This is a genomic window from Priestia endophytica DSM 13796, assembly GCF_900115845.1.
GTDB lineage: Bacteria > Bacillota > Bacilli > Bacillales > Bacillaceae_H > Bacillus_I > Bacillus_I endophytica.
Window position 1 is genome coordinate 330460 of sequence record NZ_FOXX01000004.1, and the last position, 19394, is coordinate 349853.

The 19394-nt window shown below is 32.8% G+C and carries 20 protein-coding genes and 1 pseudogene; 6 read left to right on the plus strand and 15 right to left on the minus strand.

Translation table 11 applies throughout. From position 1 onward, the window contains the following. Positions 1 to 16: 16 nt before the first annotated feature. Positions 17 to 994: a SagB/ThcOx family dehydrogenase gene (locus BM012_RS10555; protein ID WP_061804146.1), complete on the minus strand. Its 978-nt coding sequence runs from the start codon at positions 992 to 994 to the stop codon at positions 17 to 19. Positions 995 to 1480: 486 nt separating this feature from the next. Between BM012_RS10555 and BM012_RS26825 the strand changes: the two are divergent. Continuing rightward, positions 1481 to 1747, plus strand: a pseudogene (locus BM012_RS26825) (hypothetical protein); the annotation flags it as partial. A gap of 214 nt (positions 1748 to 1961) precedes the next feature. On the opposite strand, the gene BM012_RS10565 reads toward BM012_RS26825, so the two are convergent. Genes BM012_RS10565 through BM012_RS10580 form a run of 4 tightly spaced genes read right to left on the minus strand, consistent with a single transcriptional unit; the run spans position 1962 to position 4300 of the window. Beyond that, positions 1962 to 2729: an ABC transporter permease gene (locus tag BM012_RS10565; RefSeq protein ID WP_235606146.1), complete on the minus strand. Its 768-nt coding sequence runs from the start codon at positions 2727 to 2729 to the stop codon at positions 1962 to 1964. Beyond that, positions 2729 to 3652, minus strand: a complete 924-nt coding sequence (locus BM012_RS10570) for an ABC transporter ATP-binding protein (protein ID WP_061804145.1) — start codon at positions 3650 to 3652, stop codon at positions 2729 to 2731. Before BM012_RS10570 ends, BM012_RS10565 begins: the two co-directional genes overlap by 1 nt. Before the next feature lie 11 nt (positions 3653 to 3663). Then, positions 3664 to 3978: a DUF1048 domain-containing protein gene (locus BM012_RS10575; protein ID WP_061804144.1), complete on the minus strand. Its 315-nt coding sequence runs from the start codon at positions 3976 to 3978 to the stop codon at positions 3664 to 3666. Next, positions 3971 to 4300 carry a PadR family transcriptional regulator gene (locus BM012_RS10580; RefSeq protein WP_061804143.1) on the minus strand — a complete coding sequence of 110 codons (330 nt, stop codon included), beginning with the start codon at positions 4298 to 4300 and terminating at the stop codon, positions 3971 to 3973. Before BM012_RS10580 ends, BM012_RS10575 begins: the two co-directional genes overlap by 8 nt. A 432-nt stretch (positions 4301 to 4732) precedes the next feature. Between BM012_RS10580 and BM012_RS10585 the strand changes: the two genes are divergently transcribed. After that, complete coding sequence (locus tag BM012_RS10585; protein WP_061804142.1) at positions 4733 to 5536, plus strand: glycoside hydrolase family 16 protein; 804 nt, start codon at positions 4733 to 4735, stop codon at positions 5534 to 5536. A gap of 334 nt (positions 5537 to 5870) precedes the next feature. Here the strand turns inward: BM012_RS10585 and BM012_RS10590 are convergent, their stop codons facing one another. The 5 genes from BM012_RS10590 to BM012_RS10615 form a co-directional block, all read right to left on the minus strand. Beyond that, positions 5871 to 6371: a GNAT family N-acetyltransferase gene (locus tag BM012_RS10590; RefSeq protein WP_061804141.1), complete on the minus strand. Its 501-nt coding sequence runs from the start codon at positions 6369 to 6371 to the stop codon at positions 5871 to 5873. A 93-nt stretch (positions 6372 to 6464) separates the two neighbouring features. Further along, on the minus strand, positions 6465 to 7013 hold the full coding sequence (locus BM012_RS10595) for a GNAT family N-acetyltransferase (protein WP_061804140.1): 549 nt from the start codon (positions 7011 to 7013) through the stop codon (positions 6465 to 6467). Between the two features lie 239 nt (positions 7014 to 7252). After that, the gene (locus tag BM012_RS10600) at positions 7253 to 7591 is read right to left on the minus strand and encodes a hypothetical protein (protein WP_153018483.1); all 339 of its coding nucleotides are present in this window, start codon (positions 7589 to 7591) and stop codon (positions 7253 to 7255) included. Then, on the minus strand, positions 7539 to 7760 hold the full coding sequence (locus tag BM012_RS10605; protein ID WP_061804138.1) for a hypothetical protein: 222 nt from the start codon (positions 7758 to 7760) through the stop codon (positions 7539 to 7541). Before BM012_RS10605 ends, BM012_RS10600 begins: the two co-directional genes overlap by 53 nt. Before the next feature lie 790 nt (positions 7761 to 8550). Beyond that, on the minus strand, positions 8551 to 9669 hold the full coding sequence (locus BM012_RS10615; protein ID WP_061804136.1) for a GerAB/ArcD/ProY family transporter: 1119 nt from the start codon (positions 9667 to 9669) through the stop codon (positions 8551 to 8553). A gap of 390 nt (positions 9670 to 10059) precedes the next feature. On the opposite strand from BM012_RS10615, the gene BM012_RS10620 reads away from it, so the two are divergent. Further along, on the plus strand, positions 10060 to 11109 hold the full coding sequence (locus BM012_RS10620) for a helix-turn-helix domain-containing protein (RefSeq protein WP_235606158.1): 1050 nt from the start codon (positions 10060 to 10062) through the stop codon (positions 11107 to 11109). Between the two features lie 62 nt (positions 11110 to 11171). On the opposite strand, the gene BM012_RS10625 is transcribed toward BM012_RS10620, so the two are convergent. From BM012_RS10625 to cuyB, 3 genes are all read right to left on the minus strand, one after another. Further along, positions 11172 to 12344 (minus strand): sulfite reductase subunit alpha, encoded by a 1173-nt coding sequence (locus BM012_RS10625; RefSeq protein WP_061804135.1) that lies wholly within the window; start codon positions 12342 to 12344, stop codon positions 11172 to 11174. 268 nt (positions 12345 to 12612) lie between these two features. Then, positions 12613 to 13482 carry a LysR family transcriptional regulator gene (locus BM012_RS10630; RefSeq protein ID WP_061804134.1) on the minus strand — a complete coding sequence of 290 codons (870 nt, stop codon included), beginning with the start codon at positions 13480 to 13482 and terminating at the stop codon, positions 12613 to 12615. 79 nt (positions 13483 to 13561) lie between these two features. Beyond that, positions 13562 to 14254 carry a cysteate racemase gene (gene cuyB, locus BM012_RS10635; RefSeq protein WP_074842814.1) on the minus strand — a complete coding sequence of 231 codons (693 nt, stop codon included), beginning with the start codon at positions 14252 to 14254 and terminating at the stop codon, positions 13562 to 13564. 386 nt (positions 14255 to 14640) lie between these two features. Between cuyB and BM012_RS10640 the strand changes: the two genes are divergently transcribed. Next, positions 14641 to 14976, plus strand: coding sequence for a thioredoxin family protein (locus BM012_RS10640; RefSeq protein WP_061804133.1), 336 nt, complete (start codon positions 14641 to 14643; stop codon positions 14974 to 14976). 983 nt (positions 14977 to 15959) lie between these two features. On the opposite strand, the gene BM012_RS10645 is transcribed toward BM012_RS10640, so the two are convergent. Further along, entirely contained in the window at positions 15960 to 16517 is a 558-nt protein-coding gene (locus BM012_RS10645) for an HPP family protein (protein WP_061804132.1), read from the minus strand. Positions 16518 to 17078: 561 nt separating this feature from the next. Further along, a complete protein-coding gene (locus BM012_RS10650) occupies positions 17079 to 17273 on the minus strand; it encodes a hypothetical protein (protein ID WP_061804131.1) in 195 nt (64 codons plus the stop codon). Positions 17274 to 17984: 711 nt separating this feature from the next. On the opposite strand from BM012_RS10650, the gene BM012_RS26830 reads away from it, so the two are divergent. Continuing rightward, complete coding sequence (locus tag BM012_RS26830) at positions 17985 to 18272, plus strand: DUF6198 family protein (RefSeq protein ID WP_235606145.1); 288 nt, start codon at positions 17985 to 17987, stop codon at positions 18270 to 18272. A gap of 631 nt (positions 18273 to 18903) precedes the next feature. Beyond that, positions 18904 to 19383: a GNAT family N-acetyltransferase gene (locus BM012_RS10660; RefSeq protein ID WP_061804129.1), complete on the plus strand. Its 480-nt coding sequence runs from the start codon at positions 18904 to 18906 to the stop codon at positions 19381 to 19383. The last annotated feature ends 11 nt before the right edge of the window (positions 19384 to 19394 follow it).

Genomic DNA, 19394 nt, shown 5'->3' on the forward strand with positions numbered 1-19394 from the left:
TAACGTTAATTTCCATCTATTCGCTAATTTTCAACCCAACTTCAATCCCATGGAGAAATACTTGATGGTTATCCAAACTTAAAAAACGATGAATATCCTCAAATTTCATATGCCCAACGGAACAAACTCCCAAGTTTAATGTCTCAGCCACCATATTTAACGTAGCAGTGATGATGCCTGATTCAATACAAGCAAATAAATATCCATCTGAACCATATTTAGGCATGGAAGCGTGCGCATTATAGACTAGATAAATCGAAAAGGCAGACTGGTTAAATAATTCCTGGTTAATTATCTCATGATCACTTTTGATTACTTGGTCAATGTTGTTTACAAACAAAAGACTATTCTCTGATGGGCTATAATAATAAAAACCAGCTTTTATATTTTCTACACGTTTCGGTTTTATATATACAAAAATATCAATGGGATAAACTCCACCTGCACTGGCGTAATGGTAGTAGATTTTTTCTTCCTTTCTCTGTTTGAAAGTAGAAAACAGTTGCGCGAACTCCGAAAAAGGTACGGGATTTTTCATATCAAATTGGCGACAAGATCTACGCTCCCTGATTATGTTGGGAAGCTCATCTTTTGTGTCCAGTTGAATTCCAGTTGACCGCGCAGCAGGATGCATTCGATTTACTTGTTCACTGATATACTTATCTAGATCATCCTTAGAGAAGCGAATCTGATCGCTATATGGATTCGGAAAAATTTTTTCTTGTGTTGAGAATACTTCCCTTGGGGGTAATATGTTACTTACTAACACCCGATTCTTTATCATAAGTTCTACTATTTTTTGTGCCTCTTCTTCATTCCCTAACGAAAAGGGCTCTAATAGCTGACTGATCGTCATCCCCTTTTGGGCAAGAAAATAAAACTCAGGAAACCACTCAGCCATAACTCCTGTATATCTCGTTTCCCCTATCAAAACTTCATTAGAAAATTTCTCCCAATGCTTAATAGGAGACCAATAATAAATTTGCTCGCTCATATTCCCCTCCATGAAAGATTAATTTATTTTAAAAATACAATCTTCCCATCCACAAAAAACAACCTTTAATAGGACATAAAACTCTTCTATAAATAGAATTCATTTCCTGCAAAAAAATAACTCTATTAATCCATGAATTTTCACTTCGTATTATTTAAGGTTTAATCTTTTCTTACACCTTCATTTCTCTCCTAACCTTCCTTTTCTCCTAAAAATCGCTGTCTACTGTTATTTCAAGAATAAAAAGTAAAAGAGCCTTCTGTTACCACTTATTCGAATAATAAATCTTACATATGTATTTTTTAAAATGAGGGGTTCCCGTAGCAAAACGCGGAAAACATACGCTAAGCACCATTCGACATAACAATTCTTTATTTTCGTCAAAAAAGCGTATATCGCAGATTTCTGAACATACGCTTTTTCATTAACTTGTTTTTTGCTTTTTATGTGCGAGAAACTGAATATCATATAGAACAGTATTTAGAAAAGGTAGTAAAACAAAACTATGAAGGAATTTTCCTAGTTGGAAAGACACCTAAAAAAAGCCCTAGCAAGAAACAAATAGCTATTCTTAAAGGAATACATCATTGATTTAGATGGTTTTCAATTAAAATGTGAAGTGTATAACTCGAAAGAATTAAAAATATTGGACCAACTATTAGTGGAGGAAGTCGGAAATGACATGGTATATTTTAGGTTTTAGGAACACTTAAGTGGGAAACTTACACTATTCAGTATTTTAGGTATTCTTAGAGTTGGATAATATTCTTATACGATATGAAAGGCGCAATTTTATATGCCTTTTTTATAATTTTTCATAGCCTTCCAGAATGAGGTCTTGATATATTAACAATTTGATCTAATGTTTTTTTCATAATTAACCAAAAATTATTGATATTCTCTTCAATGTGACTTTATTTCAAAACACATGAACTACGAGTGAATTTAACTAATTATTATTAGGTGCTTATACTCTCCTATAAGCTTTCATTCCAAATATATATGAAATCATGATGATTAGCACCATCCAACCAATTGACACCCACAAATCATTTCCAGCAGCTTGTGAATTTAATAGATTTCTGATTGTTTGAATAATTGGTGTCATCGGTTGATTTTCTGCGAAGAGGCCTACTATCTTAGGCATTCCATCGACAGGAACAAATGCGGAACTGACAAAAAGCATCATCAACAGAATATAAGAGAAGGAACCAGCTCCTTCAATACTTCCAGCAGCCAACGCAAAAGGTACTGAAAGCCAAGTTAATGCAAGAGAAAATAGAATAATCATAACCACCACAAGAAGCCATTCAGAAAATGTTGCATTACTTCTAAATCCAGCTAGAAATCCTACTAGCAAAACGGCAATAATAGAAACTAACATAAAGACAACTGATGCTAAAACATGACCGCCCAGTACGGATGATTTTGATATAGGCATTGACTTAAATCTGTCAAACATCCCTGAAGTTTTGTCTAAGTTTATTCGCAATGAGGTATAAGCTGAACCAGTGGCAATCGTCATTAATAAGATTCCTGGAAGCACATAATTTATATAATCCTCTTGAGACACCCCTGGAATTTGAATGGCTCCTCCAAATATATAAACCATACCTAATAACATCATAACAGGCATAGCAATAACAGTAATAAGCGTATCGATACTTCGCAAATTGTGTTTAATAATTCTATTGGCAAGCGCTAGTGTATCACCCATATTTTGTCTTATTTTCATTATTTTCTTCCTCTCGTAAGTGTCATAAATACATCATCAAGGGTTGGGGTAATCATTTTGAAAGTCTTGAGCTCAATATTTTCAGTTGTTAGAGCATTCAACACGTTTAAAGTCGTTGTGATGTCCTCTGTTAAATCAATAGAAATCTCACAATTGTCTTTTTTTTCAGGGGAATATGATTCTAAGAGTTTTAAAGCTATGTCGGTGTCTTCATTACGATTAAATACAAGAAGTAATTTATCTGCTCCAGCAATACGTTTCATTTCATCAGGGGTTCCACTGGCAACAATTTTCCCTTCACGTAAAAATCCTATCTGATCAGCTAAATAATCTGCTTCCTCTAAATATTGGGTCGTTAAAAAGATTGTTTTCCCTTGCAACTTCATTTCTTTAATCGTATCCCAAAGATCCTGCCTACTTTTAGGGTCCAATCCAGTGGTAGGTTCGTCTAGAAAAATAATTTCTGGATTCCCAACTAAACTCATAGCTAAGTCAAGACGCCGTCGCATTCCTCCTGAGTAATTTGAAACAGCTTTATCTTTGGCTTCCGTCAGATCAAACTTTTCTAACAAACTTTCGGCAACTTTTCTCGGATTGCGTTCATGTCGCAATTTTGCAATCAAATGAAGATTTTCATATCCAGTCAGTACACCGTCAACGGTGGAATTCTGAGAACTAAAACTAAAAAGCTTTTGTGCTGCCACAGGATTGTCAGCAATATTAATATCTTGAATTGTTACCTTTCCACCATCGCTATTAAGTAACCCCGTAACAATTTTTAATAGGGTACTTTTCCCAGCCCCGTTCGCCCCTAATAAGGCATAAATAAAACCTTGCTTCAAAGTGATATTGACATCTTTTAAGACCTCATTCCCTTTAAAGTTCTTTTTTACATTTTTGATTTCAAGAACAGTTGAATTCATGGCTCGCTCCTTTATTTAATAGAATTTCTTAATTTATTTCTGAGTTTGTCAATCCATGTTTCTTCAGGAAATTCAGCTAGAAATGAGTCGGCAAATTCTGCAATATCATTTCCTACTACTTCTCGTATACTTAAACCATCACTGGCACTACTCTCGAACATCTCTAAAATATTGGTTAAAACCTCAAACATACCCGATCCCTTAGCAAAGCTCCACATATAATTTTCAATTGCTTTCATGGCCTTTCTGTATTCTTCAGGTAATTCATTCACTCTTTTTTTATATGCACGATATTCTCGTTTTTCTTGAATCATCTTTTTAAACATCTCTTTGCTCCTTTATTCCATTCATTTTTTCAGCCAAAAATGACCATCTTATCCAGAAATCGTTTAATTCTCGTTCCCCTTTGGTATTCAGTGTATAGAATTTTCTCGCGGGGCCAAGCTCAGATTTTTTCTTCTCAATCTCCACAAGCCCTTTTTTCTCTATTCGAACAAGAATGGTATAGACTGTTCCTTCCACAATATCATCAAAACCTAACTCATTTAGATACTTAGTAATTTCATACCCATAGGTTTCTCCTGTTTGAATTTTTTGGAGCACCACACCTTCAAGAACTCCCTTAAGCATTTCCGTTAAATCTTTCATATGTCCTCCTTACAAACTACTTAGCATTACTTAGTACCACTATATAGTATTACGAAGTAGTGTGGTGTGTCAATTAATTTTATTCATATTATTTATTTGGGCAGCTTTACTCTTGCTAAGTCTAAGCATTTAAGGCAGTTTTTATGAATAATAAAAAATCGATTTCTCAATACAGGAGAAATCGATTTTCTCAAATCTTAGAATTTGCTTGATACAAATTTTCAAAAGCATGATTTAGTTCAGTATAAAGCACATCCCTGTAAATATTACCACTCCAAAGTTCAATAACTTGATCTCTTAATGAAATAACCTAACTGTCGATTTTAGACGTCTTTATTCCCCCTCAACACGCATAAGATTAAATTGCCTCTTCATATATTAATTGAGAGTGAAAATGGTATATAAAACGAAAATTCTAAAGGGAGTACAGTATTGAAACTATTTATCTTCGTCCTTATTATCAGTGTAATCATGTGTGGTACTATAAGTTTACCTATAACGTTACAACAGAAAGACAATAATCATGTTCAACCAATTAAAAAGAAAACAGGTGAAGATAAAAAAGAAACTCATAAATCATGGGAAATCGTTTGGCATGAAGATTTTCAAATGTTTGATTCATCAAAATGGACTAAACTTCAACGCAAGGGAAATATCGATGAATTGCAATTTTATCTACAAGAAAATGCATCGTATAGAGATGGAAAGCTTTATATAATAGCAAAACAAAAAAAACACCATGGTCAACAATACACCTCATCCAGAATTACAACAAAAGGAAAATTCGAAGTTAGATATGGGAAAATTGAAATCATAACGAAAATCCCAGAAGGTAAAGGATTATTTCCTGCTTTTTGGATGCTTCCATCAAGTGGAGATGAATTGCCGGAAATCGATATTTTAGAAGCAATAGGAAGTAATCCATATAAGGTGTATTACGTTAACCACTGGGAAGAAAAAACAAAGTATCGGTCTTATGCTACATTTAAAATTGATAATGTAGCCACTTTTCATAAGTACACCATTATATGGACTAAGAACTCCATTCATTGGTATGTTGATGGTAAACATATTTTCACTTCTAAACAAGGTATTCCACAAGAACCAATGTTTTTTATTTTAAATTTGGCAGTTGGAGGTACATGGCCAGGAAATCCAAATAAACATACCAAATTCCCTAATTATTTTATTATTGAAGATTTAAAAGTTTACAAAAAGATTAAAAGTAGTGGTTAAACAAGTGAATCTAAATATATCATATGTATTCTTAGTTTACATAAAATATGTTAAAGGTATTGGTGAGAAACTAATTGATTTAAGTTTAGATTAGAAAGGATTATTTCTCTTATTACTGTGACATAGGTATTTGTAAATGTTTTGTCGAAATGATTAACAAACGCCTATTAAAACATAGCTAGCATACAGCAGCTCAAAGCTAACTTGAAAACAGAATTAGATTATAACTAGTCCTGTTTTCAAATCTTTACAGCTAAACTCAACATAATGTATCTTCAAGAAATTTAGTAAGCCACGGTCTCCTTATTAATAAAGGACTCCATGGCTTTTTTTCTTATTTATGTAGATTCCAATAAATTAATTCTGTATCTGTATGATTAACTTGGAATCCTAACTTTACTAAAACATTTTTAGAATTGATGTTGTCAAGTTTGCATCTAGCAGTGATACATTTGACTTCCTTCTGATTCAAGGCCCAGTTTAATAATTTGTGGGCAGCTTCAAAACAATAACCTTTGCGTCGTTGGCTTTCATTAGTAGCAAAGCCTATTTCAATCATACCGTCCGGATCAGGATCACCTAAAAAACCAATACCACCCATTATTTCTTTGGTCTCTTTCTCCAAAATAATCCAGGAATCAAATCCTTTAGTTCCTTTGTTTTTAATTAGAAGTTCCCGAAAATAGGGTAAAGCTACAAAAAAATCAGGATCTGGCCATTCACCGTTGGTTTTGTATCCCATAGCTTCGATTGCCTGTGTATCACGCTGAGCTGCAGCCTCGATTAAATTAAGGTCAAGAGTCTGTAACAGCAGTCTATCAGTTTCAAGCTTCATATTTAGCTCCCCTTTCTTTTAAGATAGTAATTCAACGTAAAGTCTCATATATAGTAAATGATAAAAACATGCTTACTGTTTTTCATATAACAGTTATAACTGTCCATGTAGTAATGAATTATAAATGGAATAATCTACTTCGCCTGAAATATTCGCCATTCCATTTTCACACAACTCCATAGCCATTAAATTCTCCACAGAAGGTGGAAGATTTTTCATAGATGCATAGATACTGAATTCCGTTGATGTTCTAAATCCAAAGTGTTGATAGTATTGATAATCTCCTTCAACAATAATCCCCTTATACCCCATTTTAGTAGCTAATTTAATACCTTCCTGCAACATATACTTACCAATCCCCTGGCGTTGTTTATTAATTGCCACTGAAACGGGTGATAGCATTAATATTTCATTTTCAAACTTATTACTAATCGGAAATTTTGAAAGTATAAAGTGCCCTATAATACCTCCTTCTTCCTCAACAACTAAATCAAGCTCAGGAATATAAAAATGTTTTTCTCTGATTTCCCTCACTAAAGCTTTTTCAGCTACTCCGTTAGAATAGTTGGTATGTCTGAATATTTCATATACAAAGTCATCAATAAAACTATATTCTTCTTTTTTAACGACTCTTACCTCCACTACTACACCTCCAATGTCCACTCATGTGTTCATTTCACCACATTTTTAAATATCCTTCTTCAAATGGTTCAATTGCTGAACTAGAAAAAAATTTGTATATCAATAGAGAACTTTATTCAAACCTTATTTTAAATAATCGAACTCTTTTACAAATCATCAACCTTTATTTTAAACCTACACCTAAATGTTAAGTGGATAACATGCATAAAACAAATTAACATAATGTTCATTACAGGAACCTACTCTTCTACCAAAGCATGAAGAATACGAAGCCCCTCTCTTAAGTTACTTTTTTCATCTATTGTTATCATCTCCTTACTCTTCAAAAAATCTTTTAGTTGCAAATAACTGCTTAATAGAAATTCGTGCATACTCCATAAATTGCGATAACCTAAGATTCCATTAGTCATTAGTAATTGATCAGCTTCTCTTACTACTTCCTTAATAAAGTCTATAAAAAGACAATTGATATCTATCAAGGCTTCTCCCTTTTGCTTACTCCTGTCATAAGCATCTTCAACTTCTTCATATATAGTGATTTTGATAGATAACGTACGTATCATTGTTTTTACGAACAAAAGCCCATTCCACTCCTTGTGGTTCTTCATCCCAAACAAGCGTTTCTAATTCCTCTTCATGTGTTAGTAAGGAAACGAGACTGTGTAATAAATCTCCAAAAGCATCTGTTAAATAACTTGGACGAAACTCAAACCTTTTAGAGTTAACTTCAATAAACCCATTGGCCAACCATAACCATTTAAATCATAATTAAATTTCATACGCTCTCCCTTTTTCTTTCATATGTCATTTCACTATTCTCTTTAATAATTAAGAATTGGATGATTTCAGAATATCAATGAATTTTATTTTTATAATACACAGATCCAGCTAACTTTTACTTGTAGTATTTACTATACTACCTCTACTAGGACTTTATAGGTTTATTTTATAATTCTCTAACTTTATGAACTTTTTTCAATCACTATCCGTCTAACTTATATAAAATTTTTCTTTCTAATATTCATTATGAAAGGAGAATCACTATCATTTGTTATAAGAAAGGAGGAATGAAATATTTCCGATTTCTTATCTATAACAAGCCTAATCGTAAGATGGATGATGGTAAATTTCATTGCGATCAAGGTTTCTTTGGGGAATCAAAAAAGATGGATAATCTTAAGTGTAGTTGTATCTTTCCTATGGGCTTCTATAGCCACTACTATAAGTATTCTTATTATTGTGTATTATACTAGCAATCCTTTTGGTGCTGGTGCAGCAGGGTTCGCTTATGGCATTCTTCTTTTTGTGAATGGCCTCATCTTTCTTATCACGGCCCCCTTTTCTAAAACAAAAGGGAATTAGCTATTTAACTCCCCATTTTTAATACATAAAACAGCCATCTTCAGTTCATATAATCTACCCCATGAGAAGAAAAAAAGGATGCCCGATTAGAATCCTTTTTGTCATTCGTTCCTGACAAACAAAAAGCCATCGCATTTGTTTAAACACGATGGCTTTGAAATATACCTAGAGGTTATTATGTTATATTTGATTTCAATCTCCCTTTCTTCTTGAAACGGTTACGAATCAGGGTAACAAGCAGCATTAACAATGGAATAACAACATGGAAATAAACAATAATATAACGGGTGAAATAGATACCTTCCTCTGTGTGTTCTGAATAACTGGAGGCCATAGTCATTGACAAAAAGATGATAATAAAAGCAATGGGTAAAATAATCTGCTGATGATTTTTTAATTTGAACAAATCTACGATTCCAATTAGGGCACCATAAAAGAAGATGGATGCCTTGAAAAACACCGTGATCAACAAAGTAAACACAACAATAACATCTACTCGTTGAACAAATTCAAGAAGGTTGATCTTTCCGACGGTTAATAACAAAGGAAAAGTAGATTTCTTTACTTCTTCAACACCAAGGACAGCGATATTTAAACTTGCTGTCCAAGATAAGATAAGACCACCTGAAATCAAGGCAGACAACCATACTTTTTTTACTAATCTAGGACGATTTAAATAAGGAAGTAGCGTCATAAAGACAATCAATTGATTAAAAGGAAAATTGCTAGTCTCCAGAAAGGCCGTTGTTAATATGAGTGTCCAGCCGTTTTCCAGAAACGGCTGGACTTTATCTAAGTCAATATCACCTGAAACAAGAACAAGAAAATTTCCAGTTATCCCAAATAATATTAATATGACAATAAATACTTCCGCTGTTCTCCCTACTACTTCAATACCTAGATAAAGTACATAAGATATGGTAAGGACGAATAGGATAATGATGGCTAGTAAGGGGGTTTGCGGTAATATCGATGAAACCAGCAAATCCCCGAAACTACGTATATTATCGGCAGCATTATACAAAAAGTAGAGAACGTATAACAAGCCAATAATCCATCCTAGGTATTTACCAAATATTTTTTTAGTATGTCCAGTAAGAGGTAAGTTGGGATATTGTCGAAATAAAAAGTAATAAACGAAAAAAAAGGCTATTCCTACAAACATTCCTAAAAGAATGGCCAGCCAGACATCTTTTTTCGCATTTATTCCATAACTTGTGACCACTGCAGTCCCCATCTCAAATATAAACATCAAGGAAAATAGTTGAATAACGCTAATTTTGGCTTTCTCCACTGTCTAGGAACTCCCCCCTTTATCCAACGATTTAACCTGCACGCTTGTACATCTTATCTAATCATTTATTCTCCCCTACTTTCCTATTTTCAATACTTTTACGAACGGTTTGTAATGTGAAATAATTAAATAATGAAAGGATTTCATAAAGGGCAAGAAGACTTTTTCATTGACCAACCAGATACCTTTAGGTAATTTAGAACAGTAAAATAATTTGTTAAGAAGCTGATGGAAGAACAAAATCTTGAGAAAAACTTTGCTTTTCAATCTTTTTAACATTTTTAATTTTATAAATCACAACAAATATCAAAAGGAAGAACTTGATACCTCTTATAATTTTCTTGAGGAGTGAGATAAATGAATGAACATATACAGCTTATGATTGATTAGATTGGGGAAAAATTAAAAAATGAATTTTCGCTAGATGAATTATCCCATTATATCGGGTATTCTCCTTATTATTGTTCTTTTAAGTTCCATCAAGTCACAGGTATAAGTATTAGGCGTTATATTCTTCTTAGAAGATTGTATTTATCTACGGTATATTTAGCAAAATATAGAAATATCATTGATATTGCCCTTGATTACGATTATTCTTCACAAGAAGCATATAGTAGGGCTTTTAAAACCGTGTTTGGTGTAAACCCAAGAGAATTTCAAGTTAACAAGATGCCTGTTCAATCATTTGTTAAACTCACTATAAATAAAGACAAGGAATGGTGTAGAATGAATATTTCTAGAAAAATGGAGGTTGAACAGTTACAAAATGAGAAGAGTGAGTTTTTCGACAAATATGTACTCAATATATTGAATGGTCAAGTTATGTATGAAGAGTTTAAAGATAAAAAACTAATGGGAGATGCTGATTACGTTCCATTTAATGAAGCGATGTGTGTAAACGCGACTACTAAACATGTTTTTAATGAAGAGTTTATAAAAACACGAGCATCGGGACATCATGAACCAGGGGAAAAGTATATTAAAAAAGTTATCAATCCATTAGACAATCTTTTTAATAAAGAGTTTAAATGTATGGTTTTATGGTTTGGTGAAGACATGTTTTGTCAAATGAACCTACTTACATTACTTTCCTATCTTGAACAATCCGAGTATGATGGCAAAGTGTTCTTAAATAGCTTTAGAGAAGATGAATTTAAAGTAAGTCAAACTGAACTTGAATTAGGTAACTATGATGCTGTATACAACGAAGTATTGGTAAATCATAAAAAACAAAAACCATCACATGAACTACTTCCAGACGTGTATCAGGCAATAGATATATATTTAGATATGCTGAAAGAAAATAATGCAGTAGTAAAGTATATTTCCAAAAATAAAGATTTGCCAACGTTAGAATTAGTGAATAGATTATTTAATCTTTTTCCAACAATAGGATATGGAGATTCACAATACATAGAGCTAATTAATAAAACGAGATAAAAAGAACAACCCTATCACACATACCTAAGGTGAAATGGGTTGTTCTTTTTATCTAACCTATCTTAATACACATCACGCTGATAACGTTTTTCTTTTTTCATAGCCGCTAGCTGTTCTTCGGCTTCTTCACGACTCATGTTTCCTTCTTTTTCAATAATGGAAATCAATGCTTCGTGAACGTCTTTTGCCATGTATTCCTTATCTCCACAAACATAGAAATAAGCTCCAGCTTGTAGCCATTCATATAATTCCTTGCTGTTTTCAAGCATTTTATGCTGTACATATACCTTTTGTTCTGTATCACGAGAGAACGCCGTGTCTAACTTTGTAAGTACACCCTCTTTTTGATACTTCTCTAACTCGTCTTGATAAAGGAAATCTGTTGCTGAATACTGATCACCAAAGAATAACCACGATTTCCCACTACCTTTATTTACTGAACGTTCCTCAATAAATGAACGGAATGGCGCAATCCCAGTTCCTGGACCAACCATAATGATATCTGTTTCTTCTGATTCCGGCAGATGAAAATGTTTATTTGGTTGAATGAAGATTGGAAGTGTATCCCCTGCTTCTGCACGTTCTGCACATTGAACCGAACAAACTCCTTTTCGGTCCCTGTCGTAAGATGTATAACGTACAACACCAATTGTTAAATGGACTTCATCCGGATTTGCAGCTAAACTGCTTGCAATCGAATAAAGGCGTGGTGGAATTTTTCTTAAAAGAGATACGATTTCTTGGGCAGAAGCCTTCCACGGACCAAAGTCACGTAACATATCAAGTAAATCACGTCCATAAATATATTCCTTTACTCGACTTACATCTTCAGCATCTAAAAGCGCTTTTAGCTCTTCACTTTCTGTAAACTGTGCTGCTTGTTGTAAAATCTTCTTTGTTAGTAACGTAATTTCAAAATAAGTTGTTAATGCTTCCTTCAGTGGAAGTGTATCGCCTTTCTTATTAATCGTTACAACTTGTTCTCCATCCCATTGCATTTCTGTCAGAAGTTCAGCTACTAATTCTTGATCATTTTCAGGTACGATACCTAAAGCATCACCTGGAACGTAAGAAAATCCTGAATCTTTTAAAGAAAATTCAATATGTCTTGTTTCTTTATTAGAGCCCTCATGATTTAAATTAATATTTTTGAGCACCTTTGCTTGAAATGGGTTTGTTCTTGAATATACTGGCACTTTCTTGTCTCCCTTTGTTTGATCTATAGTAAGTTTCATATTCTTCACCTCACTAAGTTTATCACATAATTATAACATTGAAATAATTCGCTATGTGAAAATAAAACCTGAGTTTCTTAATTTTTTCTGATAAATGAAATAAAGCTCCTACCCCAAAACTCTTAATGTAAGTCGGCAGAAGCTCGTTCATTAAAGAGTAAGTATATTAAAAGGATCAGTTATGTAAGACCTTTGCTCATTCTGAGCAAAGGCTTTCTTTATGAGTGTAAAATAACAATAAACCGGTTGATAGTCAACTAGTTTATTGTTATTCGAACATTTTATGCTTGAAAAAATCCATAAATACAGACTCTGATTTTCCTTTTAGATATATAAAATCAATACTAATATTAGTCTTTATATCTGGATCCATTTCTACTCTGAATAATTTATTATGTTCTATCTCTTTTTGCACACAATGTGCAGGTAAGAAACTAATACCTAATCCTTGCAGTACTAGATTTTTGGCAGTTTCCATATTATCCACTTCTAAATATATATTCGGATTTATTCCTTTGCTTAAGAATAATCTATGAATGAAAAGCCAATCCATAGAGCCGTAATCAAATAAGATAAGGGGGTGCTCTCCTACGTCTTCTATTGTTACTTTTTCTTTTTTTAAAAATGGATGATTTGGTGGAACAAAAAGGCTTATAGGGTCATTATAAAGACGAATAGATTCAATTTGAGAATGAGCCTCCGTTCTTATAATTCCGAAGTCGACTTCTTTGTTAATGACCTTACGTAGAATATCTTTAGAATGCCCTGTTAAAATTTTTATTCTAACATCCTTAAATTCAGATTTGAAAGCTGGCAGGATATTTGGCAATACATTGTTTGAAATCGATAAGGCACTCCCAATTACTAACTCATAAGGAATAAAGACTTGTTGCAACCCATATGTTGCTTCTTGATAAGATTGAAGAATTTTCTGAGCATGAGGCAAGAAATATTCCCCTTTTTCAGTTAATGATGTTTTATTCCCAGCTCTATTAAAAAGTTTTATATTCATCTCCCGTTCTAATGACTGGATACGTGCTGTAACAGAAGGCTGAGTTAAATAAAGAGCTTCTGCTGCTTTGTTGAAACTACCTAGTTGACAAACGTATAGGAAAGCTTCAATGTTTTCAATGTTCATTTTCTAATTGCTCCTTATTTATATATATGGATGGATATATTTTATTATAATGAATGTCTATTCTTAATATTAACCTCCATTAACACTTTATCAGATCATTGGCATTTTTGATTACAGCTCTAGCTAAAATCTCTGTTGGGTCAATAATTGCTGAAAATGAAGATGATTTAAGAACTAAAGGAATCTCCGTGCATCCTGCTATAATTGCTTCTGCACCTTCTTCAATTAAGCTTCTAGCAATTTTTGAAAGATAAGAACTACCCTGTTCTAAATTCCCTCCTTTAATTGCATAGATACCTTTCATTACTTCCTTTTGCATTTGTATATTTGGTTCAATAACTTCTATTTTATAATGATGGCAACTATGTTGGTACAGTTTTGCATTGATGGTTCCATCAGTAGCTAATAATCCTACTTTTTTAAAATGATGTTTCTTTAAAAACTTAGCCGTCTCTAATGGCATATGTAAAATAGGTATACTAACAGCATTTTCTACTGATTTAACAAAAAAATGAGCTGTGTTACATGCTACTACAAGAAAATCTGCTCCTGCAGACTCTAAACGGTGTGCAGACTCTATCATAAAAGGAGTAGGATCTGTTCCTTTTCCTAAAATAGCTGTTGTTCGATCTGGTATTTGAGGGAAATTGTCCGTTATAAGGTGAAGATGATCTTGGTCTTTCTCAGCAGGGGTAAACGAGATTATTTTTTGCATTAAATCAACAGTTGCTAATGGACCCATTCCACCCATAATTCCTACTACTTTCTTCACTATATTCACCACTTTTATATTATTTTGAACCTTGCATTTCCAATAAATGAAACTATTTTCTTTATTATAGTTTTAGTTTCAAGGTGTGAATTATAGAAATAATCTATATAGTAATAGAAACTCTATATTGATAGAATTTTTAAAAATATGCTGAAAATAAAAAAAATACCGATATGTACTGTATAACGTCCATTCCAGGAAGTGAAAAGGATAAATCTCAAATAACGGTGAATTTTAAGTTAGTCAATATACTAGCTGTTTGGTAGGAAACTTGTTAAATCATTAATGTTCAACTTTTATAAAATATAAAGCAGATTTATAGACATGAACAAGGTGGGTCTATTATATTTCAAGTCAGATACATTCTAATCCAAAGGAGGAGTTGGATGAAAGAAGTGACAGAATTAATTTCATTGGATTCAATAGAGAATTTTATAAACAATCACAAGTTAAGTTTCTTATATATTTCAAAACCAGAATGCGTAGTATGTCACGCTGTTCTGCCACAACTAAGAGTATTGTTAGAACAGTTTCCAAGTATCAAATTAGCTCATATAAACGCTAATAATGTAGAAGAGGTTGCTGGCAGATTTTCAGTTTTTACCGTTCCCGTACTTCTTTTGTTTATTGAAGGAACTGAATTTGTAAGAGAAGCTCGTTTCGTCCATTTTGAACAGTTAGAACAAAAATTAAAAAGAATTTATCAGTTATACAAAGATTGATTTACAAATTTTATGTTAAATGAACATACCTACTCTTCTTTTAACCCTAACAATAGATCCCTTTGTTAAATAAAGGGATCTATTGTTATTTTATACGTACTCTACACATTTGTAGTTCCCCTAAAAAGGATTCTAGACAGCGACACAAAAAAGATCTTTTACATGAATCTCTTTACATAAAAATAACGCCCAGTTAATTGGGCGTTATTTCTATGTAAAAAGTAATTTTAATTATTTAAACAGTAGTTCGATATTAATAGCACCCTATCTTTATTTGAATAATGAAATAAATCAACTTTATTCAAATAAAAAAGGACATTCCTTATATGCCCTGTTCCCTTGTATCAGCCCCACCTACGCTAGATACTGTGACAGCCACTCATGCCATCCCACCTACTCTCAGTATAAATGAAAGCGATTACAAAGTAAAGGAATTATTTAAATATTATATTTTTAAAATGTATATCCTATTCACTCTCAGTCACCATAATGTTAATTATTACCCATTCAAATGAAATAAACGAAGATATAGGTTGATCAATTACAGGTTTGTTTCTTATAGATGCCAAGATTAATATTCAAGGAAAAACAGAAAGGTAAGCTTCTCTATAAGTTAGATAGCCCAAGCCTATCTATATGTACAATTTATTCGAACAAATTCTACGTACTCTGAATAAAGTAATATTTTTTACCTCTATCATAAAAATGCCCTTAGTCAGCTGATTCTAATCATTAGTAACCCAAAAGAATCCCCCACTATCTACGATGTGGGGAATTTTCTTTTAGATGAATGAATTTATCACTATGTTATTATATCCATCTCTTAATTATGTGAAAAAGGCTTTTATTGAATCATAATTTCCATCAAAGATCATCTATGAGTCGGGAAAATGGAGGATATGGTTTCTCCTATCCTTTTGGCTTTGCCCCTCTGTATTGAAAGCTAATCTCTTATTCTATTATCCTACTTCCTACTTAGCGTTTCATAACCAGTGTTGAGGATATTGTCGTTTGGAAAATAGATTATTGTAAAGAATTGAAATAAAAATTAATAGTAAAACTCCCAGGGATATAGGAACTAGAAATCCCCATCCTGTTTGACTGTTCACTACAACAAGTGCGCTAGCTGCTGCAGGAGGATGAAGAGTGTTGGTAAGAGCCATTAGGATTAACACAATAGCTAATACTATCCCTATAGAGAACAAACTTTTACCTAGTAAACTCCAAATAATAAGGGCAGAAGTAGTAGAAAGTAAGTGTCCTCCTATCACATTTCGTGGTTGAGACCATGCACCTTTATGAGCCTCAAATATGAGTATACAACTGGCTCCTAAAGGAGCTATTGCCATGGGGTAACCTAAATGAAGAGTCATAAAACTAATGATAATAATAGCGATAAGTACACCTGTAGCTGAAACAATAGAATCCCTATAGTTGATTTTACTTTTTCCTCTACCTTCTCCCTTCATTTTTCTTAAATATGTGTTTACCCCTATACTTACCTGATTACTTACATTCTGTTCAAGTTTCTTTTCTATCATAATATCCTGCTGTCCTTTCTACCTCTTTATAAATACTATGTGAGATTTTCTGTCATTTAGAGTTATTCTATATGAAAACTCTGAATATTTAAAGATATATTCCAAATAAATCTTTTATAAACTTAAAAACTTAGGATGATGAAGGGCTTTTTAAAGAGGAAATAGCAAGACTTTTAGGAAAAGTCATAAGTTGTTGAGTTGATTTTGGTCGATTTCAATAACCTTTAACTCTATTCTCTTTTAGCTGATACATAACCTATATATCTGTTCTAAAATACTAAACCTAAACAACCTAATCTCTTTTGAGACTGGTGCATTCATTACAATTAGAAATGATTTGCAGAGCTCCCCTATGGCCTATTCTCCATATATCTTTATCGTAGACAAACGATAGATGAATTTGTTAGACCGTTTTTGTAATCTAAAACGATATATTGATGCAAATCCTTCTGTAATGAAGTTCCATATTGTGATGCCCCTTTCTATTGACATTAAATAAACTATCGGCCAAAAAGACGCTTGAATCAAATGATTCAAGCGTCTTAAAACATTAACTATGGATTACTTAAGGTTAGTAGCACCTTTATTTCTCAAATTCTTTCCTGTGTAAAAAGAATTAACTATAAATATAAATGTTCCTAGAAACCAGCCAAAGATAGGAGAATACTCAAACACATTTTTTAAAGCCATCCCTAAAGAAATAGATGCTAACCCTAACATTAATAAAAGTATAGTAATACCTTGTTGTTTTTGCATATACAACACCTCTTTCCAACTAAATTTTACCACAGAGTAAAGTCTTACAATATAAGTAACTGCTTTACATAATGTTCGCTATCGAAAATCATGTGAAAAGAAGCCTTCTTTCTAAAAGGATTCTTAACAGTGGTTTTTATCGATTAGGGGTTTCCTTTTTACGAAAAATCGTATAAAATTCTAGAACCTATACTGATAGCGCATATTGTAAAAAAAGCTTGCCAAGTTTTTACATAGTGTCCGATAATTGAATTCGTTATGTAAAAGTATAATTACTTCAATTGTCCTTTGCAGCGTAAGGGTAACCTTTTCTATAATAGACAAAAAGTATCTTGAAAATTGGAGGTCATGATGAAGAATATCCCTGTAAACTTATTATGGTTTGTTTGTTCAATTATGTTGAATGCTTTAGGAAATAGCTTTATGATTATTTCCAACCTAGGAAGTTCCCCTTGGGCAGCTGCCGGGCAAAACCTTGCATTCATATTGCCGTTGTCCACTGGTGCTTGCATTATTATTTTAAATTTTTTTTCGTTTATACTTAGTTATTTAATAAAAACAAAATTTACCCTGGCTATGATTATCAAAAGTATGGCTCTCACTTTCGTTTTTGGAATATTTATTGATTTGTTTGTACACTTACATCACATTATGTATGTACCGGAGAATTTATGGATCCGTTGTTTATATTCATTAATAGGGCTTAACCTTATGGCAGTCGCTGTATGTATTTATTTTCAATCAGGCTCCATATATTTACCGTCTGACTATTTGTTAAAAGCATTTGGAAAGCGAATGAACAACTATACAGTAGGAACAATGATTTGTACGTCGATGCCATTATCTATTAGCATTCTTATCATTCTTTTTCAACACCATATAACTGGTTTGGGCATAAGCACCTTCTTATTTATGTTCGGAATTGGATTTTTAATTGATCTTTATAATCGCTGGATTGTGATTGATAAAGTTCCCCAACAAAATATGTACTCAGCATAAAAGATGTGCAGACTAATTGGATAGTGTAATAACTATCAAGATAGTACAAAACCCTTCCTATAACGATGTCACAATAAATACATCCTTCAAAAAAGCATATATATGATATGCAAATCTAATTTACATGTAAGGGAGTAAAAGAGCCCAAATACATTGTTTCTCAATGGGTTTGGGCTTTTCCTTTTATTTTAATCAGATTATCCATGAATCCTCCATAACCATTGTTTGCTATAGGGATATATCATATACTAAAGTTCACAAAGTGACCTTTAAAACTTTTTTCTCATTATAATTTTATCATAAACAACCATCCTCAAATATCAAATGGTGGAGAGATTAGATGGGAGATATAAAAGAGATTTTTTATAAATGAATGTCTTAAATTATAACAGCGGAGACAGGTGATAGAGCTATCTATCTTTTAAGTGAAAGGATGGGAACTTTTGCTTCAACAATGGTTGGATTAAGTTCCATTATTGGTTCAGGTTAGCTAATTGATACATGGATAACTACTCAAATGGCTGATCTATTGCTATTATTCCATGAAGTATGAGAAGAGAATGATTAGCATCCATTTGTTAGAAACAAATAGAATCTAACCATTAAAATACTTGAATGTGAGGATAAAACTATGCAGATTCGTGAAATGAAAGAAAAAGATAATCAAAGGATGGAGCAAATTATTAAACGCTCTTTGGAATCATTTGAGTTGAATATCCCGGGAACAGCTTATTTTGATCCCCAGCTGAGCAGTTTATCACACTATTATCAGCAGCAACAAAATGCAAAATATTGGGTTGCAGTGAATGCTCAAGATGAAGTGATAGGCGGTGTGGGAATTGCACCATTTGGACAAAAAAAAGAGGTCTGCGAGCTGCAAAAGCTCTATATTTCACCCGAAGCTCAAGGGAAAGGTCTGTCGAAAGAATTAATGAAAGTAGCACTCGACTTCGCAAAGGAACACTATACATGCTGTTACCTAGAGACATTTAAGGAACTCCAAGCAGCTAATTTCCTTTATGTTAAATTCGATTTCCGACAACTTGAAAAACCACTAGATGAAACAGAGCATAATGCCTGTGACGCTTGGTATATAAAAGACTTATCATAAAACAACTAAGT

Coding starts and splice junctions, on each gene's coding strand:
- BM012_RS10555 (WP_061804146.1), bottom strand. CDS start 994: ATGAGCGAGCAAATTTATTATTGGTCTCCTATTAAGCATTGGGAGAAA.
- BM012_RS10565 (WP_235606146.1), bottom strand. CDS start 2,729: ATGAAAATAAGACAAAATATGGGTGATACACTAGCGCTTGCCAATAGA.
- BM012_RS10570 (WP_061804145.1), bottom strand. CDS start 3,652: ATGAATTCAACTGTTCTTGAAATCAAAAATGTAAAAAAGAACTTTAAA.
- BM012_RS10575 (WP_061804144.1), bottom strand. CDS start 3,978: ATGTTTAAAAAGATGATTCAAGAAAAACGAGAATATCGTGCATATAAA.
- BM012_RS10580 (WP_061804143.1), bottom strand. CDS start 4,300: ATGAAAGATTTAACGGAAATGCTTAAGGGAGTTCTTGAAGGTGTGGTG.
- BM012_RS10590 (WP_061804141.1), bottom strand. CDS start 6,371: ATGAAGCTTGAAACTGATAGACTGCTGTTACAGACTCTTGACCTTAAT.
- BM012_RS10625 (WP_061804135.1), bottom strand. CDS start 12,344: ATGAAACTTACTATAGATCAAACAAAGGGAGACAAGAAAGTGCCAGTA.
- BM012_RS10630 (WP_061804134.1), bottom strand. CDS start 13,482: ATGAACATTGAAAACATTGAAGCTTTCCTATACGTTTGTCAACTAGGT.
- BM012_RS10640 (WP_061804133.1), top strand. CDS start 14,641: ATGAAAGAAGTGACAGAATTAATTTCATTGGATTCAATAGAGAATTTT.
- BM012_RS10645 (WP_061804132.1), bottom strand. CDS start 16,517: ATGATAGAAAAGAAACTTGAACAGAATGTAAGTAATCAGGTAAGTATA.
- BM012_RS10650 (WP_061804131.1), bottom strand. CDS start 17,273: ATGCAAAAACAACAAGGTATTACTATACTTTTATTAATGTTAGGGTTA.
- BM012_RS26830 (WP_235606145.1), top strand. CDS start 17,985: ATGGCAGTCGCTGTATGTATTTATTTTCAATCAGGCTCCATATATTTA.
- BM012_RS10660 (WP_061804129.1), top strand. CDS start 18,904: ATGCAGATTCGTGAAATGAAAGAAAAAGATAATCAAAGGATGGAGCAA.